Here is a 20,077-nt window from a genome sequence, read left to right on the forward strand (position 1 = left end):
CTTTTTTACATTGTTTAAGAACTTAATGTCGCAGACCCGCTTTTTTCTATATACATATCGAACACATAAACACAACTTTGACGGTTGATTAAATCGCATATTAACAAAATTTTAAAATTTACAAAAAATTAATATTTTAAAAATTATAATTTATTGACTTTTTAAAAACCGGATGCTAACTTTTAGTTAAATAAATAGTAATTTTACATTATTTATTATTAGGGAGAAGGAGGTGAAAAATAATGAAAATCAATAACCATTCAATTAATGGATATTCAGACATTAATAGTTCTGAAGCGATGCAATATGCAGGAGGTTGCTGCTCTTGTAGTTGTTCATGTTCTTGTAGCTGTTCATGTTCTTGTACATGTGCCTCAACAGCAGAGCAATAAATCAAAGGTGAAGCTTGGTCTATATAGATCAAGCTTTTCCAAATTTTAAAGGTGAGTATATGGAAAGTTTAATGACTATTAAGGATTTAAAGGTTGATATCAATAATAGAAAAATTCTAAACCTTAATAATAGTACTATAAATATTTATAGTGAAGATAAAATAGCACTGATTGGGAAAAATGGCGCGGGGAAAACGACTTTAATTAATTGTTTATTAAATGAGATAAATTACAGCGGCGTCATTGATAGAAAGATAAGTTCTAAAGATATAGGGATTGTTTTTCAGGAAAATAAGTATGGAGATTTAATCAAAGTACATGAATTAATTTATTTAGCAACAGCTTACAGCAAACGAAGTGAAGAATTTAAAGCATTTACAAAAGCTTTCTCTTTAGAACATCTTATAAATAAATTTGTTAAAGATTTATCCTTGGGAGAACAAAAGCGCTTAACTGTAGGATTAGTCTTAAATAAACAAAAAAAGCTATACATATTTGATGAATTAACATCTGGATTAGACTATGAAAAAAGACAAAATTTATTACAGAAAACTAAAGAAATCACCCAAAATAAAGCAGTAATTAAAATTACGCATTACTTTGATGAGGTTGAAAATTGGGCAAATAAATTAATCATATTAGATAAAGGAGAATTATTGTATTACGGGAGTATAGATCAATTTTTCTCAAAATTTTATCACTATGCGCTGATTGAAATAGTGAATCAAGAGTTAGATCATCTAGTTAAAGATGATATTGAAAAAATAAATGCTGATGTATATTTTAATGCCAAAATTGTTACCCACAATAAAGAGCAAATGAACGACGTTATTAACATATTAAATGAACGAAAAATAGAATTTAAAATCAACATGCAAAATATATACTCAACATATTTAATCTCAACTTTGGAGGAAATATGATAAATAAAATTTTGTTAAGCATAAAAATGCAATTTAGAGTTCCTATATCAGTGTTCTTTTCATTAATTTTTCCAATCATCATGATGTTAGTTATTATTATGTCTTATGGAAATTTTAGTATAGGAAATGGGAGACACTTTATAGATAAATATTTTTTAATTAGTACGAGTATTGGACTGCTACCGATTGCTTTTATTAGCTTTCCAATTTGGTTAAGTGAAAGCATCGAGAACGACACACTGAAACGATTAAAATATTTTGATGTAAATATTAGTAGTTTAATCGTTTCTAATATTATTTCATACTGCTTCTTAGCGATATTTAGTGTTATTTTAAATATCATTATTGGTAAAGTATTTTTCTCATTAACGCTACCAAACACGCAATATTTTATAGCCTTCTTTTTACAAATTTTTTATAACATTATCGCTCTGTTAATGATAGGAACATTTTTAGCTTTGTTAATAAGAAAGAGTAAGGTTTTATTACCTTTTGGAATGATATTGCTTTTTCTTACTTATATGATTATTGGTGTTTTTGTACAGTATGGGGAACTCCCCAATGTTTTAAAGGAAATAGGAAATTGGATACCAATCAAATATGCTACAAATGATTTTTATTCAATTTGGACAAATGAACGTATGTGGGATGTATCATTTTTAAAATTAAATTCATTGTATATCGTAGTGACGGGTGTTTTAAGTTTATGTATTTATAAGTTTAAGAAATGAGGAGAATAATGATGTTGAAGAGACAAGAAATGCGAGTGATTATTGAAATTTTAGCAGGTATTGTTTTATCTGCCATCATCACAGCCATCTCAATTTCAATAGGTTATTTTATTATCAATAAAAATGGTTATGCGCATTTTGATGTAAATTTATTAGGATTAAATTTATACAAAATACACAATCATGGCGATAGTGGAGAGCCAATTATAACGAATATTATGTTTTTAGGTGTGGCCCTGTCCATATTATTAGTAATCATTATTGAATTGCTTGTAGCAACTAAAAAAAGATGTAAAAAGCAATGATTAATTATCAGTTAAAGGGAATGTTTAATCAGCATTCGTTATTTAAATTAAATGACGATAATATTGCAAATAATGATAATCGAAATAACTTTGCTCAAATTATTTTAGGGAATCAAGAATCAGAATCTTTAAAGTACTTATTAAATGTAAATCATCAGAGACTTAGCGATTTCAAAAGCATGTTAGCTTATAATGAATCGAATTATGCAGCTTTAGTTAATGAACATCAAATGTTGAATGAAATTAAGGATGAAGATACAAGATCACTTCCTAAAAGTGATAAGAAAATAAAAGAATCTTTTTATAATGTTTTAAATCACAGAAAAAGTACAAGGGAATTCACATCTTTTGAAATGGCCAGTAAAGAATTATCAACAATACTTAAATTTTCTTTTGGGATAGCGCCTAGAAAAGTTGAATATGGGGATATAAAAACAAGTACGCGGTTTTATGCATCGGCAGGCGGGTTATATCCGATTGATATATCTTTATATCAACAATGTAGAAGATTATGATAAAGGCATTTATTTATACCAACCGATAAGTCACTCATTATTAAAAATTGTGGCTCAAAAGGACATAAACACAGATGATTTATTAGAAGGCAATAATATAGATATCGAAAATTGTAGTTTTTTAGTCTTTTTTGGCTATAATTTTAATTCTAGTTTTTTGAAATACGGGGAATTAGCGTTATTAAATAGTTTGATAGAGATTGGTTGTATGTCGCATAATTTTGATTTAATCATTACGTCATTAGGCTATACAGGATGCCCAATAGCAGGCTTTAAGAAAAATAATATAGAAAAATTACTTGAATTAGATCATGTTAATGAACATATACTATTTACGAATATATGTGGGAAGGAATAGTTAAGTAATAAAAACGTTTATTAAACCTAAAGATTTGTTTGTCGAAGAAAACAATAGTGAGTATATATTAAAAAAGGGATATTTACATCAACATTCAATAGCTATAGATAAAGAAGAAAGCAGCAAAAATTTTATAGACAATTTCAAAACGTTAATAGCTGAAAATCAAATAGAATTAAATGAAAATGACGATATTATAGAAGATTTTAATAAACTAACGCAATTGAATTTAATACATCAAAAAATCGATACTTTTAATAAAATTTGTATTATTACAGACAAGGCAGCCAAAGCATTTTTTAAAGATCATCTCGATCAAGTTGATGAAATATATGAGTTTAATGAAGTTTTAGAAAGACATGAAATTGAAATCTTGAATAATCAAAAAAATAATTTATCTATAAATGAAGTTGTAAAAAAACAGCAATCAAAGTTTGCAGATATGAATGTTTTTGTTATTTTATCATATGCCAATCAACCTTTTATTAAAGCGTTTAACTTTTTAACAAACTTGTTGGATATGGCATATACACTTGCTTTTTATGATAATGAAAATGTATTTTTCACAAATATTCATCATGGAGAGACGGGTTGTTATGAATGCTTAGAACGACAATTAATTTCTAAGTTTCCTGGTACGATAGAAAATTATTTTGTTCCGGATGCGCAAAATCAAGGCATGTACAATCTCAAATTATACAGTTATATATTAAGTATAATGATAAATGAAATTAATAATATAGAAATTTACGGGGATTCAACGCTAATAGGGAATGTACTCCATTTTTATTTACCCACATATGAATACAACTTTAATTTCAATAAGCGTCAGTCTACTTGTTCTACATGTTCGACGATAAATAATGTTTTGTTTAAAGAGCAAAATATGAAGTCAGCAAATATTTTAAAAAGGGTGTTAGAGAATGATAACCTTTAAAAATAATTTGAATTATAATCTGTATAGACAAAACTTATTAGGTGGAAATGTAGCAGGAATATGGAAAGATAACAGCTTTTTCTTAGGATTAAATTCATATCCAATTATGAATTATCATTATGTCACGGCTCAATTTAATAATTTTGAAAAAAACTTCTTAAGTGAAGATTTCAAAGTGAATTATCATTTGAGTGGTTATGGTATTTATTATAATGAAGCACTAGCGTCATTCTTAGGAGAAAGTTCAGAAAGATATGCCTTTACGCTGTTGTATCAAAATTTAAAAGGCAAAATCATATATGCGTCACATGCACAAATTTCAGAACAACTAAAAAATACAAATAGCTTAGTACTACCTCTAGCATTAATTAATATATATTTTGAGGAAAAAGACGCCAAACATTATATTTATGACGATGACGTCATTCAATGGATTCCACTTAAATCTCTATATCATCCAGATCATGATGTTTTAGTACCTTTACAAATGCTTGTTCTATTTAATAAAACGATATTTAAAGATGAAAAACAGTTTACGAATAGCGGTGTTTCAACCGGTACAGCTAGTCATGAAACATTTGAGAAAAGTTTAACCAACTCTATTATTGAGATTTTACAAATAGATTCATATAATTTGTGGTGGTACGGAGGCATTGAAGGAAAGACGATTTCTGTAAATATTGCTGAAAAACTAAATGAATGGTTTAAACGGCCGAGCATTGTGCACAAATTTCTTGATAATTTCGATGTATCTTTTACTGATATCAGCTTTGATAAACCTATTCATGTTGTTGTCTGTGAGGTTAAATCTAAAGCTAAAGATTTAAGCTTACCTAAATATGTCGTTGGGGTTCAAGGCGATATGAACTTAGAGCAGTGTATCTATAGAAGCTTATTGGAATGTGTTACCGTGTTAGAGTATACAATGACTGAGGTTTGGAATAATACTACACATTTTAAAAATGTCACAGAAAATATTGAAAATCATCCTATTGATAATTTAGATGATAATGTTATGTATTATGCCAAATATGGTTTGAATTTTAATATGCAGAAAAGAAAAAACACCTTCCAAAATACTAAAAATGCCAATAATTTACACGAAATCATCAATGAATTAAAACATTTAAGTCATTATGCGTGTTATTTAGATATCACACCTGTGGAATTTTATAATAAAAATTTAGTTGTCGTTAGAACATTTATACCTGAATTATTGACGATAGCCATACCATCATATCCACCTTATCTACATCCAAGATATAAAGAAATAGGAGGAATAATAAATGATATTCCTCATCCTTTGGCATAGTCTGATTGGTTTAATGTTTTTTTTAACTTGTTTTCCAGGTATATTGCTTATTTTCATTAGAAAAGTAGCGTATTTTAAATACCTAACTGAATTTTACAAGTACATTTTGGTACTTATTGTCGTACTGTTAATAGATACGTGTTTATTTTTAAGTAATACAAATATTTACTTATGTGTATCTGTTATTATCATTACACCAGTAATCGTTTATATTACAGAAAAATCATTACTGTTTAACAAAAATTTGTTCGACTTTTATAACAAAAACAGCAAATTTATTTTAAGTGTGTTACTTGCTTACCCAATACTAGAAGAATTAAATTTCCGATACTTCTTGTATTATTTCAGCTTGATATATCATTATCATTTTATTCAGTACATTATCTTATCAGTACTAACTTTTGTGTTCTCTCATTTTCTATATCAAGGAAAGTCTTCCATAGTAAAAATCTTTTTTGCTACAATACAAGCAATGATTTATTTGTATTTTAGAGATATTTTTATCAATATTATTATTCATATGATGTTTAATATATTAGTGTTCAGTAGCCAAATGAAGAAATTAAATCATTCAAGAATAATAAAGTAATAGGGAAGATTCTCCGCTAAAAAATGACATCTTGCCAGAATGGATTGATATAAGCGGTCTCTTAGGTATAAACACTTAAAAAATCCCCTCATGACTTTCAAGCGTGAGGGGATTTCGTGTTATAAGTCTAAAATATATAATTGAGGGTTTGTTAAATATCCTTTGAGCTAATATTTTTCAGTGACCTTCGTTAAAAAATGAACATAAAGCAGCATAAAATACGTCGTCGTTTTAACTAACTTGTTCTGTCACGTCATTTTAGATATATCCACGATAAAACTAACTTTAGCTTTATTTTCAATGTTTTCTAGAATGATTTCACTATTATATTGTTTAATAACTTCATTAGCAAAATACAAGCCTATTCCTGAGCCATTTGATGCTTTACCTTTAACGCCCCATTCTTTAGCAAATTTTAGTTCATCTTCAGTAAATTGTTTACCGTCATTAATAACTGAGAACTGCAATAAACGTTGATCTAGGCATTTGAAGTTTATACTAATTTCTTTGTTAGCATATTTCAAAGCGTTATTAATTAAGTTATCTATCACATGATATAGAATTTGATTATTTAAAAATATATGATTATGAAGTAATTTATTGTCTACTTGTATGTCCATCGTTTTATCTTTCAAAATATATTTATTATTATAGCTTTCATTGATAGTTGAGATAACCTTTTCAATATTAATTTTGTCTGAATGATTAGGTAATAACTTTACATTATTAATGTGAAGTTTTATTTGATTATTAATGCGTTCAAGAGCGTTCAAGATTACTTTAGTTTCACTATTGATTTTGGATTTAATTTCTTGATTAGGCAGTTCTGAATTATTTATCTTTTTTAAAAGTTCAATGTGACCCTGCATGACAGTTAAAGGTGTTTTTAAGTCGTGTTCAAAGATTTCTAGCTTCTTTTTGAAATTGTTTTGAATCGTTAACTGATCCGCTATTCTTTTTTTAAGAAACGTATTAATGTTCTGTACTTCGTTAATCACATCATTAAATTCTTTAATATTTGTGGTTGTAACTTTCAAATCGATATCGTCGCTTTTTAAACTTTTAATAATATGATTTAAATAATCAATGTTTCTTGATAAATGCTTTTTATAAAAAAAACGGGTGAGCATATAAATAACTATTAGTGGAATAAATAAATTGATACAAATACTAGATATCGTAAAAAGGTAATGCGGTTGATGCCAGAAATCATGATATAGAGACTGTCCTATATTTGAAAATTCAAGTATATTAAGCAATAATTGTAAGACAAAAATAACGACTATACTGATAATCACAACTGATATATTTAGACGATGTAATTTTGTTTTGATACTTTCTATTCTAGCCATTTATACCCAACTCCCCACTTTGTATCTATATATTCAAAGTCACTATATTGATGCAACTTTTTCCTTATTTTTCGAATGTGTTCTGAGACAACCTGGGTATTACCTATTTTATTAAAATTAATAGAGTCATAAATTTGATCTTTGCTAAAATAAAAATTAGAATTCAAAGATAGCAGTTTTATGATTTCAAATTCTGTTCTCGTAATATCTAATAAATGGTCTCCCGCATATACGCTAAAGGTATCATAATTAATAATGAGATCTTTAGTTTTTTTAATATTTTTATTTTTGGAATAGCTATTATTTTGAGTTAAAATATTTTCAATCCTTACTATTAATTCTTCCATGTAAAATGGTTTGGCAATATAATCTTTGGCACCTAAAGAAAAACACTTAAGTCTTGTATCAAGGTTATCTTTAGCGGTCAAAAAAATAATAGGAATATTACTCTGACTAAGTGATTGAGCTACTTCAAAGCCATCAGAATAGGGCATTTTAATATCTAATATAATTAAGTGAATATGCTCATTTATTTTTTCCAAAGCTTCACGCCCATTATATGCGACAGTGGTCTTAAACCCCTCTAATTTAAGACTTTCTTGAATAAAAGAGACAATATTTTCCTCATCATCTACAATCATAATATTATACATAAGTTATCACCTTATATCGGATTATTAAAAGAAATTATTACCTATAATTAATGTACTATAAAACACAATCGCATATCTAAAAACAATTAAATTTTTACTTTTTTTGTGATATAAATCGTTATTATTGAAACTAGTATGCTAATTGAAAATTGTATTAATTTGAAATAAAACGGAAAGCCAAAGGTCTCAGAAAATAAATACATAAAACTCATATTCTTAAACCCTAGACATAATAAGAAATAAACTAAGCCAAACATATAACCAATCAAGGCATTTTTACTAATCATACTTATGAACAAACTTAACGAACCAATGAACATTGTATTTGTCAGTGCTATGAATATATCTTGTATAAATACAACATTAGAGTTACATATTTTAAAAGTTACTAAACCTATTAAAATCAGCAATATAGTGAACACAATTGTTAAAAACAGGCGTAATAACAATAAAAATCTATAATGATATCGTTTTGAGTTAATGATTAAAATCGTATTACGGGTATTATCAATTGCATATATTGTGGTAAATAAAATAATCCCAAGAAGTGTAAAAATAAGTTCAATGAATTGTGTTATTCTGTCATGGGTTAGATTGCCCACACCAAACATAAATAAACTACAAATAAAAAATATCACGCAACCAAGATAAAGCTTTGAAAGGTTAGTTTTAATTTCTAAGAAGAGTAATTTTCCCACTTCTAGTTAGCCCCTTTCTTTTTAAGTCAAATAGCCAAACACTAATTAAAAGCAAAAGAATGGCTATGAAACAATAGCTGATTCTATTAATAAGAATGTCATTTAAATGATTATAAAAGAATGAAGTATTGAAAAGTGAATTATGTCTAGGAATGAGTAAACTGCCATAATGACCTTCAACATAATTAGAACCTATATTCAAATTAATAAACCAAATGATTATTTGAATCAGGGAACCTAAATAAGAATTAAAAATCATAGTAATCAATAGTCCTAAAATAGATGCTACTAATAGAGTGGGGGTAGTCCACATAAATAAAATTTCATAAAATATAAAAATTGCCTTAATTGAAATAGGGTGAACAACCGACAAACTAATTAGGAAATAAACAGAGAATAATAGTATTGGTAAAAATGACAATATGATTAATGCCAGTACGCGTGTTAGGATTAATTTAAATGACGATATGTTTCTAGAATTTATTGTTTTAAATACATGATTCTTTCTATCTAAAAGATAAATATGAGCACCTAAAAAGAATGGGAGTATTCCTATTATTACTCCTGCAATATCAGAAAGATATCTGCTATATGCCCCGAAATAAATGTCTTTGTTTTTGATCATCTTCTTCTCCATTGAAAAATCTTCTTTACTCATTTGTTTAGTCCCAAATAAATATAAATTTTTTTCGGAATAATTAGATCCCCATCCTATTTCATGAGAAACCTTGTTAGAGTAGTATTTGAATCTCTTAAAATCTTTAGAATTTTCCATGTTTTTTATAGAGGTTTTGATTTTATCTAATTTATCTTTATTTAATTTCTTTTGTTTCAAGAAGCCAAACTGATACACTTTGAAGTTATTGCTGTGTAACTCTTTTTTTAAGTTATCTATCGCATTTTTCATGATTACTTTATTATTTGTAGTGTAAGTAGTCATAGATTTTGGTTGATAAATATCAGAGTTAATATTTTTATCAATCACTTGGTTACAGTTAACAAATACGAAAAAAATAACGAGAATACAATAAAAAATAAAAATTTTACTAAAAAGTAGTTTCTTTATTTCTATCAAGAATAGATTCATCGTTTACCCTCCTTGATTCATTTTTAAAAAATACATATAAGCATCTTCAAAGTCTTGTTTAACTTTTCTAGTTCCTTCAAGATTTGATTCTGATACAAATCTGACTTTTAGTAGATGCTCATATTCTTGTATTTTTGTAATAAAAATATTATTTTTTTTCAGTTGATTTAATTTTGAAGGGGAGATAGTAATCTCATAAACTTTATTGTCACTAAGCTCAATTAAATTCTTAATCGATCCTTTATAAGCGATTACTCCTTTGTCTAGGATAGCGATATTTTCACAGGTTGATTCAATATCACTCACTATATGAGTAGAAATGATGACAATTTTATCTTTAGCTAGATTGGATAATAAATGACGCAAACGTACCCTTTCTTCAGGATCAAGTCCTGCTGTAGGTTCATCTACTATAAGTACCTGTGGATTGTGAATAATTGCTTGCGCGATACCTAATCTTTTTTTCATACCTCCTGATAAACTTTTAACTTTTTTATTTTGATGTTCTACAAGATTAACTTTTTCTAATGATGCAGCAACGTTTATTTTTAAATTGGCTTTAGGAATTCCAGATAAAATTCCTAAGTAATGCAATGTTTCTTTTACTTTCATATTCGGATAAAAATCAAAATCTTGAGGTAAGTAACCGATCATTTTTCTAATTTGTTTCGTTTGAGTTAAAGAAATATTATTAATTTCTATAGTTCCACTACTTTGTTGAAGAATGGTTGAAAGCATATTCATTAAAGTCGATTTACCAGATCCATTTCTCCCTAAAATCCCAAACATACCATTATTGATTTCAAGGTTAATATTTTTAAGTGCATACGTTTTACCGTCATATGTTTTATTTACATCTTTAATCACTATATTGTTCAATATGAGCGCCTCCTTTAACTTCAAGTTATCAAAAAGAAATCAAGAAAATATCAATAATATGAATGTCACAAAAAAGACACTTATGAATACTTGGGCAAAATAAGCAAAAATGTCCCTTTTCAATTAAAATCAGAAATAATTACTCATAACTGAACAGTAAAAGGAAATATTCAATTAGACTTGCTGAAAGAATTTTTACTGGACAAAATTCTCAATTATCGAAATAAGTTCCACAAGTAGTTAATTATATACTTGTTATCAAATAAGCTGAGCGAATGCTTGATTAGTTTTCTAATTTGATTGTTTAGTAACAAGAAAACGATAAAATAATGTCTAGGTTTAATTGCATATTATTTTTAGTTACATTTTTGGCCATAAATTAAATTTTGCAATGTGAATTATGATTATTTTTTTGAAAACGCTATCATTAATTGGAACTATTTTGTATAATTTTAATATGTATTGATAAATATAATATTGATTAATTTTTAAAGGGGATTGAAAATGAAAAATATTATTTATGTTGAAAACCACTATTTTGTAACTGCAAAAGATAATAGTATAAAGTTTAGAAATATCATTGATAAAACTGAAAAATTCTATTTCTTCTCTGATATTGAGGCTATTATTTTTGATCATTATAGGAGTTATTTTTCTCATAAATTAGTAATAAAATGTATGCAAAATAATATTGCTATATTATTTTGCGATAATAAACACTCTCCTATGACTCAATTATTATCGGAATATGGCATGTCTAATCGTATACAAAGAATTCAGACTCAATTTAGATTTTCTGGTAGGTCGAAAGAAAGAGTATGGAAGAAAATAGTTGTTGGTAAAATCATAAATCAAGCAAGATGCGTAGAAAATAATATCGATAAATCTAAATCAATAGTGTTAAAAGAATTAGCAAAAGAAGTAAAACCGGGTGATAACAATAATAGAGAAGCTATTGCTGCAAAAATATATTTTCGAGATTTATACGGCCCACAATTTAAACGCGGGCGTTATAATGATATTATTAATTCAGCATTAAATTATGGTTATTCAATTATTAGGTCATTTATAAAAAGAGAGCTAGCTATTCATGGATTTGAAATGAGTTTAGGAATCAAACATCATTCAACAGAGAATCCTTTTAATTTAGCAGATGATGTTATAGAAGTTTTTCGACCTTTTGTAGATAACATGGTATACAATATTGTAATGAAAGATGGTGTTAAAGTATTTGATACAAAAGAAAAGAAAGTATTACTGAATGTTTTATTTGAAAAATGTATTATTGACAAAAAAATAGTTAGGTTATTAGATTCAATAAAAATTATGATTGATTCTTTGATACGTTGTTATAAAGAAAATACAGCCACCTATTTATTAATTCCTAAAATGATTGAGGTGGGGAATTGATGTTTTTATTAATCAGTTTTGATTTACCTAGAGATACCAAATATGAACGAAAAATTGCTAATAAATATCGATTGAGATTATTAGAGTTAGGTTTTAGTATGAAGCAGTTTAGTCTATATGAGAGATATACGAGTGACACTCAAAAAAAGGATAAAATTTTAAGTATTCTTAAAGAAGAAATGCCTAACACGGGTAAAATTACTATGTATGTATTGCCTGATGAAGTTAACAATAAACAAATTACTATATTAGGTAAGGAGGCTAAAATAATAAATTATAAAGAACCTAAATTAATTTTTATATAAAGATGGAGGTTAAAAATGAATAAAAAAACAGTATTGATGTATGGTTCATTATTACATGATATAGGTAAAATAATTTATAGAAGTAATGATCAACCGTATGCAAAGGGAACACACTCAGAATTAGGGTATCAGTTTTTATCACAATTTTCAGCATTTAAAAACAAAGAACTTTTGGATAGTTTAGCTTACCATCATTACAAAGAGCTTTCTAAAGCAAATTTAAGCAGTGATAACACTGCATATATAACTTACATAGCAGATAATATTGCTAGTGGGGTTGATAGACGTGATGTTATAGAAGAAGGTGATAGTGAGTATGAGAAACAAACGTTTAATTTTGATAAGTTCACACCCTTATATAGTATTTTTAATATAGTTAATTCAGAAAAGTACAAATATACTGAAGGAAAGTATCGTTTTTCTAAAGAAAATAATATTGAATATCCTAAAAATGAAGATGTTCGATATACTAGCGGTAACTATACAAATTTGATAGAGGATATGCGTTATGATTTAGAACATAAAATAAAAGTAACGGAAAAGAATTTTCCTTCATTATTGCAATGGACCGAAAGTCTATGGCAATTTATACCGAGTTCTACAAATAAAAATCAGCTTATTGATATATCTCTTTATGATCATAGTCGAATAACTTGTGCTATTGCAAGCTGTATATTTGATTATTTATATGAAAATAGTATAGATAATTATAAAGAAGAGTTATTTTTAAAATATGAAAAAACAAAAGAGTTTTATCAGAAACAAGCGTTTTTGTTATTAAGTATGGATATGAGTGGTATACAAGAATTTATTTATAATATTAGTGGCTCTAAAGCTTTAAAAAGTTTACGTTCTCGAAGTTTTTATTTAGAACTCATGCTTGAAGTCATTGTAGATAAGCTATTAGAACGATTAAAATTAACTCGTGCTAATTTGTTATATACGGGTGGCGGCCATGCTTATTTATTAATTGCAAATACAGATAAAACTAAAACGATTATAAAAGATTTTATCAGTGAACTTAAACAGTGGTTTTTATCTGAATTTACTACTGATTTATCATTATCTATAGCATATGAAGCATGCAGCGGTGATGATTTAATGAATTCTAATGGTAATTATAAATCTATTTGGAGAAATGTAAGTAATAAATTATCAGATAGTAAAGCACATAAGTATTCATACGAAGATATATTATTGCTTAATAGCCACAGTTCTTTTGGAGATAGAGAATGTAAAGAATGTTTAAGAAGTGATATTGAAATAAATGATGATGGTCTATGTAGTATATGTGAAGGTATTATTAGTATTTCCAATGATTTAAGAGATAAAGCATTTTTTGTGTTATCAGATAATGGCAAATTAAAAATGCCATTTAATAAATATATATCGGTTATTTCTTATCAAGAAGCTGAAAATTTAGTGAATCGTGATGATTCCGTCCGTATATATAGTAAAAATAAGCCTTTTGTAGGAGAAGGTATAGCGACTAACTTATGGATGTGTGATTACGATTATGCTAGTAATGATAAGTCACTGAGAGCTAAAGGGATTGGAAGTTATACCGAGAGAAAAGAAGGTATTAAACGTTTAGGAGTAGTGCGTGCAGACATTGATAATTTAGGAGCTACGTTTATATCTGGGATTCCTGAATCTTATAATTCGATATCAAGAACAGCAACATTATCGCGGCAACTTTCATTGTTCTTTAAATATGAGCTAAATAACCTGTTAGAAAATTATTTAATTACCTCAATATATTCAGGAGGAGACGACTTATTTTTAATCGGTGCTTGGGATGACATCGTAGAAGCGAGTGTATATGTAAATGAAAAATTTAATGAGTTTACACTTGGTAAATTAACAATGTCTGCTGGAGTGGGAATGTTTAGTGGAAAATATCCAGTTTCAAAAATGGCATTTGAGACTGGATTACTTGAAGAATCAGCAAAAAAAGGTGAAAAGAATCAAATAGCATTATGGGTCGAGGAGAAAGTCTATAATTGGGATAAATTTAAACACAACATTTTAGAGGACAAGTTAGTAGTCTTACAGCAAGGATTTTTAAAGTCGGATGAACACGGGAAAGCATTTATTTATAAAATGCTAAATTTATTACGCAATAATGAGGTAATCAATATTGCACGTTTAGCATATTTATTATCTAGAAGTGAAATGTCGGATGAATTCTCATCAAAAATATTTTATTGGGCGCAAAATGAAGAAGATAAAGAACAGCTAATTACTGCTTTAGAGTATTACGTATATCAAATAAGGGAGGCTAATTAATATGATTTTAGCAAAAACAAAAAGCGGAAAAATAATAGACTTGAATTTTGCACATGAAGTAGTAAAAAATAATTTGAAAATGGAAAAAGATAAGCGTGGAAAAGAAGAATTAAAATTATTTAGTGGATTAACAACAAGTAAATTAAGAAACTTAATGGAACAGGTTAATAGACTATACACAATGATTTTTAACTCAACTGAAGAAAAGCTGTCTAGAAATTTCATAGACGAACTAGAGTATTTAAAAATTAAATTTTATTATGAAGCAGGTAGAGAAAAAAGTGTTGATGAGTTTTTAAAAAAAACACTTATGTTTCCAATTATTGATAAAGTGATACAAAAAGAATCAAAGAAATTTTTCTTAGATTATTGTAAGTACTTTGAAGCATTAGTAGCATATTCTAAATATTATCAAAAGGAGGATTAATATGTATTCAAAAATTAAAGTTACAGGAACTATTGAAATTATTACTGGGTTACACATTGGTGGCAGTGGAGAAATCAGTATGATTGGAGCGATTGATTCTCCGGTTGTAAGAGACTTACTAACCAAATTACCTATCATACCAGGCAGTTCTATTAAAGGTAAGATGAGAAGTCTTTTAGCTAGAGATTTTGGATTGAAATTAAATCAAGATAACCACAATCAAGATGATGATAGAGTTTTAAGATTATTTGGTTCAAGTGAAAAAGGAAATATTCAAAGGGCACGTTTACAAATTTCAGATGCTTTCTACTCTGACAAAACAAAACAAATATTTACTGACAACGATATATCATTTACTGAAACTAAATTTGAAAACACAATTAATCGTTTAACAGCTGTAGCTAATCCTAGACAAATTGAGAGGGTAACTAGAGGGGCAGAATTTGATTTTACATTTATATACAATGTAATAGATGAAACACAAGTTGAGGATGACTTTAATAATATTAAAAAAGCAATTTTACTTCTAGAAAATGATTACCTTGGTGGCGGAGGTACGCGAGGAAATGGTCGTATTGAATTTAAAGATATAAATATAGAAACTGTTGTCGGTGAGTATGACAGTACAAATATTAAAATAAAGTAGGTAATGATAATTGATAACTAAAATCTTTAAACTTTCTTTTAAAACACCAGTTCATTTTGGTAAAAAAAGGTTATCAGATGGTGAAATGACTATTAAAGCAGATACTTTATTTAGTGCATTATATACTGAAACATTGAATCTAGGTAAGCAAACCAATTGGCTTATGAATGATTTAATTATTAGTGATACCTTTCCATATGAATCGGAGCTGTATTATCTTCCAAAACCACTAATTAAAATTGAATCTAATTCAGAAGGTAATCATAAAGATTTTAAAAAATTAAAGTATGTACCTGTATACAATTATAATGACTATATAAAGGGACAACTTAGTGAAGAAGACGTAAGAGATTTAAATGATATATTTAGAGTTGGTCAGTTTTCTCTCCAAACAAAAGTTTCTTTAAAAGCACAAGAGCAAAGTCCAAACGAAGATAGTGAACCTTACTCAGTTGGAACATTTAGTTTTGAAAAAGATGCCGGTCTTTATTTTATTGCTAAGGGTTCAGAGCGAACAATTCAAAGGTTAAATGAAGTTATGTATGCTTTACAATTTTCAGGCATAGGTGGAAAACGTAGTGCAGGATACGGAAGATTTGAATATACATGTGTGAGCAATGAAAACATTTCAAATTTATTAAATCAAGATGGTGACAATTTTATATTATTATCAACGTCCATGGCTAAAAGAGAAGAATTAGAAGCCTCTCTAAATAAAGCACGTTATATTCTAAGTAAAAGAACAGGTTTTATTCAATCGACAACTTATTCAGATAGATTAGTTAAGAAAAATGACTTTTATAGTTTTTCGGTTGGTTCTGTTTTTAAAACAATATTTAAGGGAGATATTTTTAACGTAGGTAATCAAGGGCAACACCCAGTTTATCGTTATGCTAAACCCTTATGGATGGAGGTGTAAAAAGTGACAATAAAAACATTCGATGCGATTATCCAAACGATAGGTCCTATTCATATTGGTAGCGGTCAAGTTTTAAAGAAACAAGATTATATTTATGATTTTCATAAATCGAAAGTACATATGATTAATGGAAATCAACTTGTTAAAGTTCTAAAAAGAAAAAATTTATTAAATATGTATCAAGAATTTTTAAGATATCCTCCTAAAAATCCGCGAGAAAATGGTTTAAAAAACTTTTTAGAAGCTCATAAAATTACGCAAAGTGAGTGGAAAGAATTCATTAGTTATTCTGAGAGTGTCAATCAAGGAAAAAAGTATGGCAATATTAAACCTAAGCCTTTAAATGATTTACACCTTATGATTAGAGATGGACAAAATAAAGTTTACATACCGGGAAGTTCAATCAAAGGTGCAATAAAAACAGCACTTGTATCAAAATACGATAATGAAAATGATAAGTCAGTTTTTAGCAGAATAAAGATTAGCGATTCTGAACCTGTAGACGAATCTAATTTAGCAATCTATCAAAAAATTGATATTAATAAAGACGAGAAACCTATGCCTCTATATCGTGAATGTATAGACGTTAATACTCAAATAAAGTTTAAAATAACAATTGAAGATAATCAGTATTCCATCGAAGATATAGAAAATTGCATCCAAGATTTTTATAAAAATTATTATAATCAATGGCTAAGTAGATTCAAAAATACTAGAGGAGGGCAAAAGTTTATTCTTAAAGGTGGGATGCCCGAAGTTAAAGGACAAAACATTTTATATTTAGGTGGTGGAGTGGGATTTTCTAGCAAAACGACACATTATCAAACCAAATCACATGAGCAAGCAAAACATGATACTTTTGAAATATTAAGAAAAAGATTCCGTGGTACATATGGAAAAATGAAGCGCATACCCCAAAATGTTCCAGTAGCACTTAAAGGCACACTTAACTATAGTAAAAATCAGTCCTATCAACAAGGAATGTGTCAAATTACTTTTAAAAAGAATGATTGATGGAGGGAAAGTAATGAAAGTATTATTTAGTCCAATTGGAAATACTGATCCGTGGAGTAATGAGCGTGATGGGGCAATGTTACACATTGTTAGACATTATCGACCTGAAAAAGTCATTTTGTTTTTTACAGAAAGTATATGGTTTGGGAATGAGAATATCCCAGGACGAAAACAATTTGAATGGGAAAAAATTGTATCTAAAGTTTCTCCTCAAACTTCAGTTGAGATTAAAGTTGAGAATATTGAGCACGAACATGACTTTGACAGTTATAAAGACTTATTTAGCTATTTCATAAAAGGAATTAGAATGTCTAATCCAGAAAGCGAAATTTTACTTAATGTCACTAGTGGTACTCCTCAAATGGAGTCGACTTTATGTTTAGAATATATATCAAATCCTAATAATGCACAATGTATACAAGTTTCAGCTCCACAACCTTCAAATAATACCAAACGGCTATATGCCAATCCTAATAATGCATTTAAAGATTTAGAAAAAGTTAATCAAAATGAACATTTAGCAGATAATAGATGTAAATCAATAAATATTTTAAGTTTTAGAGAGGTAATGGTACGTTCACAAGTACGAGGATTAATCGATAATTATGATTATGAAGGCGCATTAAATTTGATTAGTGCACAAAAGTCCTTTCGAAACGGAAAAGTTCTACAAAAAAAATTGCGTAATTTAACAACTCAAATCAAGACTCATAAAATCTTTTCAGATTTAAGTGAACGATATTCAAACGAGGCATTAAAAAAATCATTGTTTCATTACTTATTATTAAAAATGCGACACGATCGTTTAGATGTTGCAGAGACTTTAATTCGAGTGAAATCTATTGCAGAATATATTATTAAATATTATATACAATCAAATTGGCCAAGTTTAATTTTGGAAGAAAATGGGAAGCCAAAATTAAATGTGAAAAAAATGCTTCTTTTGTATATAAATATAAATTGCATCTACAAAAGCGTATAAAAAAAGAAGATATAATAAACATTGATGTTTCTAAAAATACTTTAGGGCTCCCTGCATTCATAGATATTTTGTCACTTCTTCAGCCTAAATCTAAGTTGTTAAAAGAAGTAAGACCAGTCAATGATATTAATGGATTGAGAAATTCTGTTGCGCATAATTTAGATATGCTTAATCTTGATAGCAATAAAAACTATAAGAAAATTGAATTAGCTGTAAAAGCTATACAAAATATGCTAATCACAACATTTTCAGAAATTGAAGAAGAAGATTTCGAATATTTAACTGAGAAAAATAAAGAATTGAAAGGTTTATTATGATCTATAAAATTACAGTGCAACTAAATTTACCCAATAATATAAATCTCCCTTACATGGGGAGCATACTTCATGGAGTGTTAATGGACTATCTTTCAAATGATATAGCAAGCAGTTTGCACCACAACTTTGCTTATAGTCCTCTTAAACAGCGCGTTTTTTATTTCGAGGATAAAAAAATATGGGAAATTGTGAGCATGTCAGAAGAATTATTTAATGAATTAGTTAATTTATTTAACAAAGAGAATAAAATATACCTTAAACATTATAAATCTACTGTTTCAATTGAAAAATATAGTGTTGAAAAAATCAGTATACAAAAATTAATAGATACATTTCTTCATAAGCGAGATTTATCACGCTATATAAAGATAAATGTTAGTACACCAATGTCTTTTAAACTTAATAATCAATACATGATTTTTCCAAATGTGAAACGATTTTTTAGAAGTATCATGATACAATTTGATGCTTTTTTTGAGTCTCATAAACTTTATGATAAAGAAACATTGGAATTTTTAGAGCAAAATGTAAATATAGTTAATTATAAATTGAAAAGTGTCCGTTTTCATATGGAAAAGGTTAAAATTCCATCTTTTAAGGGAGAAATTGTATTTAAAATAAATGGGCCATTGCCGTTTTTACAATTAGTTTACTTTTTATTAGCTTTTGGAGAATTTTCAGGTACGGGTATAAAGACTAGTCTAGGTATGGGGAAATACAATATAGTTGATAAAAATCAAGATAACTAAAAAGTAGTTACACTTCATAGTCCATTTAAAACAAATCGAATTTATAGTATAATATATATAGGGAAATAACCTTTAAGTGTCAAATTTTTTGACAAATAAGGTATTACCTAGAGTTAGATTGTCAAAATTTTTGCCAATTTAAATTATCCTTCAAACTTAGGCAATACTGGATTGAAATTAATTGCTAATCAGAGAATACCCCGTATAAAAGGGGACGAGAACACCATTGTTAATTATCTCCCTCGAAAAAGTAGTGACCAATCAGAGAATACCCCGTATAAAAGGGGA

23 protein-coding genes are annotated in these 20,077 nt (G+C 27.7%); 19 read left to right on the top strand and 4 right to left on the bottom strand.

Annotation, left to right across the window (positions count from 1 at the left end):
- Positions 1 to 239 precede the first annotated feature (239 nt).
- Genes stsA through HMPREF2597_RS05710 form a run of 9 tightly spaced genes read left to right on the top strand, consistent with a single transcriptional unit; the run spans position 240 to position 6,062 of the window.
- On the top strand, positions 240 to 392 hold the full coding sequence (gene stsA, locus HMPREF2597_RS12590; RefSeq protein ID WP_103284522.1) for a stapholysin S: 153 nt from the start codon (positions 240 to 242) through the stop codon (positions 390 to 392).
- 59 nt (positions 393 to 451) lie between these two features.
- Positions 452 to 1,315, top strand: a complete 864-nt coding sequence (locus tag HMPREF2597_RS05680) for an ATP-binding cassette domain-containing protein (protein WP_002479179.1) — start codon at positions 452 to 454, stop codon at positions 1,313 to 1,315.
- Positions 1,312 to 2,046 (top strand): ABC transporter permease, encoded by a 735-nt coding sequence (locus HMPREF2597_RS05685; RefSeq protein WP_002460972.1) that lies wholly within the window; start codon positions 1,312 to 1,314, stop codon positions 2,044 to 2,046. The genes HMPREF2597_RS05680 and HMPREF2597_RS05685 overlap by 4 nt, the downstream gene beginning before the upstream one ends.
- Before the next feature lie 11 nt (positions 2,047 to 2,057).
- A complete protein-coding gene (locus HMPREF2597_RS05690; RefSeq protein WP_070817229.1) occupies positions 2,058 to 2,351 on the top strand; it encodes an LlsX family protein in 294 nt (97 codons plus the stop codon).
- Positions 2,348 to 2,866: a nitroreductase family protein gene (locus HMPREF2597_RS12885; RefSeq protein ID WP_002479177.1), complete on the top strand. Its 519-nt coding sequence runs from the start codon at positions 2,348 to 2,350 to the stop codon at positions 2,864 to 2,866. Before HMPREF2597_RS05690 ends, HMPREF2597_RS12885 begins: the two co-directional genes overlap by 4 nt.
- Positions 2,829 to 3,224, top strand: coding sequence for a SagB family peptide dehydrogenase (locus tag HMPREF2597_RS12890; protein WP_002479176.1), 396 nt, complete (start codon positions 2,829 to 2,831; stop codon positions 3,222 to 3,224). The genes HMPREF2597_RS12885 and HMPREF2597_RS12890 overlap by 38 nt, the downstream gene beginning before the upstream one ends.
- A gap of 34 nt (positions 3,225 to 3,258) precedes the next feature.
- Positions 3,259 to 4,161, top strand: a complete 903-nt coding sequence (locus tag HMPREF2597_RS05700; protein WP_002479175.1) for a hypothetical protein — start codon at positions 3,259 to 3,261, stop codon at positions 4,159 to 4,161.
- Complete coding sequence (locus tag HMPREF2597_RS05705; protein WP_002460968.1) at positions 4,148 to 5,473, top strand: YcaO-like family protein; 1,326 nt, start codon at positions 4,148 to 4,150, stop codon at positions 5,471 to 5,473. The genes HMPREF2597_RS05700 and HMPREF2597_RS05705 overlap by 14 nt, the downstream gene beginning before the upstream one ends.
- A 13-nt stretch (positions 5,474 to 5,486) precedes the next feature.
- Entirely contained in the window at positions 5,487 to 6,062 is a 576-nt protein-coding gene (locus HMPREF2597_RS05710) for a CPBP family intramembrane glutamic endopeptidase (RefSeq protein WP_225306488.1), read from the top strand.
- 248 nt (positions 6,063 to 6,310) lie between these two features.
- On the opposite strand, the gene HMPREF2597_RS05715 is transcribed toward HMPREF2597_RS05710, so the two are convergent.
- From HMPREF2597_RS05715 to HMPREF2597_RS05735, 4 genes are all read right to left on the bottom strand, one after another.
- Positions 6,311 to 7,414, bottom strand: a complete 1,104-nt coding sequence (locus tag HMPREF2597_RS05715; protein WP_002479173.1) for a sensor histidine kinase — start codon at positions 7,412 to 7,414, stop codon at positions 6,311 to 6,313.
- Positions 7,402 to 8,067, bottom strand: coding sequence for a response regulator transcription factor (locus tag HMPREF2597_RS05720; protein WP_002460964.1), 666 nt, complete (start codon positions 8,065 to 8,067; stop codon positions 7,402 to 7,404). Before HMPREF2597_RS05720 ends, HMPREF2597_RS05715 begins: the two co-directional genes overlap by 13 nt.
- A 669-nt stretch (positions 8,068 to 8,736) precedes the next feature.
- Positions 8,737 to 9,852, bottom strand: a complete 1,116-nt coding sequence (locus HMPREF2597_RS05730) for an ABC-2 family transporter permease (protein WP_002479171.1) — start codon at positions 9,850 to 9,852, stop codon at positions 8,737 to 8,739.
- 3 nt (positions 9,853 to 9,855) lie between these two features.
- Positions 9,856 to 10,731: an ABC transporter ATP-binding protein gene (locus tag HMPREF2597_RS05735; RefSeq protein WP_002479170.1), complete on the bottom strand. Its 876-nt coding sequence runs from the start codon at positions 10,729 to 10,731 to the stop codon at positions 9,856 to 9,858.
- 504 nt (positions 10,732 to 11,235) lie between these two features.
- On the opposite strand from HMPREF2597_RS05735, the gene cas1 reads away from it, so the two are divergent.
- The 10 genes from cas1 to cas6 all read left to right on the top strand — a co-directional run bounded on the left by cas1 (position 11,236) and on the right by cas6 (position 19,789).
- On the top strand, positions 11,236 to 12,141 hold the full coding sequence (gene cas1 / locus HMPREF2597_RS05740; RefSeq protein ID WP_002479169.1) for a type II CRISPR-associated endonuclease Cas1: 906 nt from the start codon (positions 11,236 to 11,238) through the stop codon (positions 12,139 to 12,141).
- On the top strand, positions 12,141 to 12,446 hold the full coding sequence (gene cas2, locus HMPREF2597_RS05745; RefSeq protein WP_002479168.1) for a CRISPR-associated endonuclease Cas2: 306 nt from the start codon (positions 12,141 to 12,143) through the stop codon (positions 12,444 to 12,446). Before cas1 ends, cas2 begins: the two co-directional genes overlap by 1 nt.
- Positions 12,447 to 12,461: 15 nt before the next feature.
- Positions 12,462 to 14,735, top strand: coding sequence for a type III-A CRISPR-associated protein Cas10/Csm1 (gene cas10 / locus HMPREF2597_RS05750; protein WP_002479167.1), 2,274 nt, complete (start codon positions 12,462 to 12,464; stop codon positions 14,733 to 14,735).
- Between the two features lies 1 nt (position 14,736).
- On the top strand, positions 14,737 to 15,162 hold the full coding sequence (csm2, locus tag HMPREF2597_RS05755) for a type III-A CRISPR-associated protein Csm2 (protein ID WP_002479166.1): 426 nt from the start codon (positions 14,737 to 14,739) through the stop codon (positions 15,160 to 15,162).
- A 1-nt stretch (position 15,163) separates the two neighbouring features.
- Entirely contained in the window at positions 15,164 to 15,808 is a 645-nt protein-coding gene (gene csm3 / locus HMPREF2597_RS05760) for a type III-A CRISPR-associated RAMP protein Csm3 (protein WP_002479165.1), read from the top strand.
- Between the two features lie 10 nt (positions 15,809 to 15,818).
- The gene (gene csm4, locus HMPREF2597_RS05765) at positions 15,819 to 16,727 is read left to right on the top strand and encodes a type III-A CRISPR-associated RAMP protein Csm4 (RefSeq protein WP_002479164.1); all 909 of its coding nucleotides are present in this window, start codon (positions 15,819 to 15,821) and stop codon (positions 16,725 to 16,727) included.
- A gap of 3 nt (positions 16,728 to 16,730) precedes the next feature.
- Positions 16,731 to 17,741 (top strand): type III-A CRISPR-associated RAMP protein Csm5, encoded by a 1,011-nt coding sequence (gene csm5, locus HMPREF2597_RS05770; protein ID WP_070817230.1) that lies wholly within the window; start codon positions 16,731 to 16,733, stop codon positions 17,739 to 17,741.
- Between the two features lie 13 nt (positions 17,742 to 17,754).
- Complete coding sequence (gene csm6, locus HMPREF2597_RS05775) at positions 17,755 to 18,723, top strand: type III-A CRISPR-associated CARF protein Csm6 (RefSeq protein WP_002479162.1); 969 nt, start codon at positions 17,755 to 17,757, stop codon at positions 18,721 to 18,723.
- On the top strand, positions 18,702 to 19,040 hold the full coding sequence (locus tag HMPREF2597_RS05780) for a CRISPR type III-a/mtube-associated protein csm6 (RefSeq protein ID WP_002479161.1): 339 nt from the start codon (positions 18,702 to 18,704) through the stop codon (positions 19,038 to 19,040). Before csm6 ends, HMPREF2597_RS05780 begins: the two co-directional genes overlap by 22 nt.
- Before the next feature lie 80 nt (positions 19,041 to 19,120).
- Positions 19,121 to 19,789, top strand: coding sequence for a CRISPR-associated endoribonuclease Cas6 (gene cas6, locus HMPREF2597_RS05785; protein ID WP_012990657.1), 669 nt, complete (start codon positions 19,121 to 19,123; stop codon positions 19,787 to 19,789).
- The last annotated feature ends 288 nt before the right edge of the window (positions 19,790 to 20,077 follow it).

The sequence above is a fragment of the Staphylococcus sp. HMSC063A07 genome (genome assembly GCF_001836955.1).
GTDB classification, from domain to species: domain Bacteria; phylum Bacillota; class Bacilli; order Staphylococcales; family Staphylococcaceae; genus Staphylococcus; species Staphylococcus lugdunensis.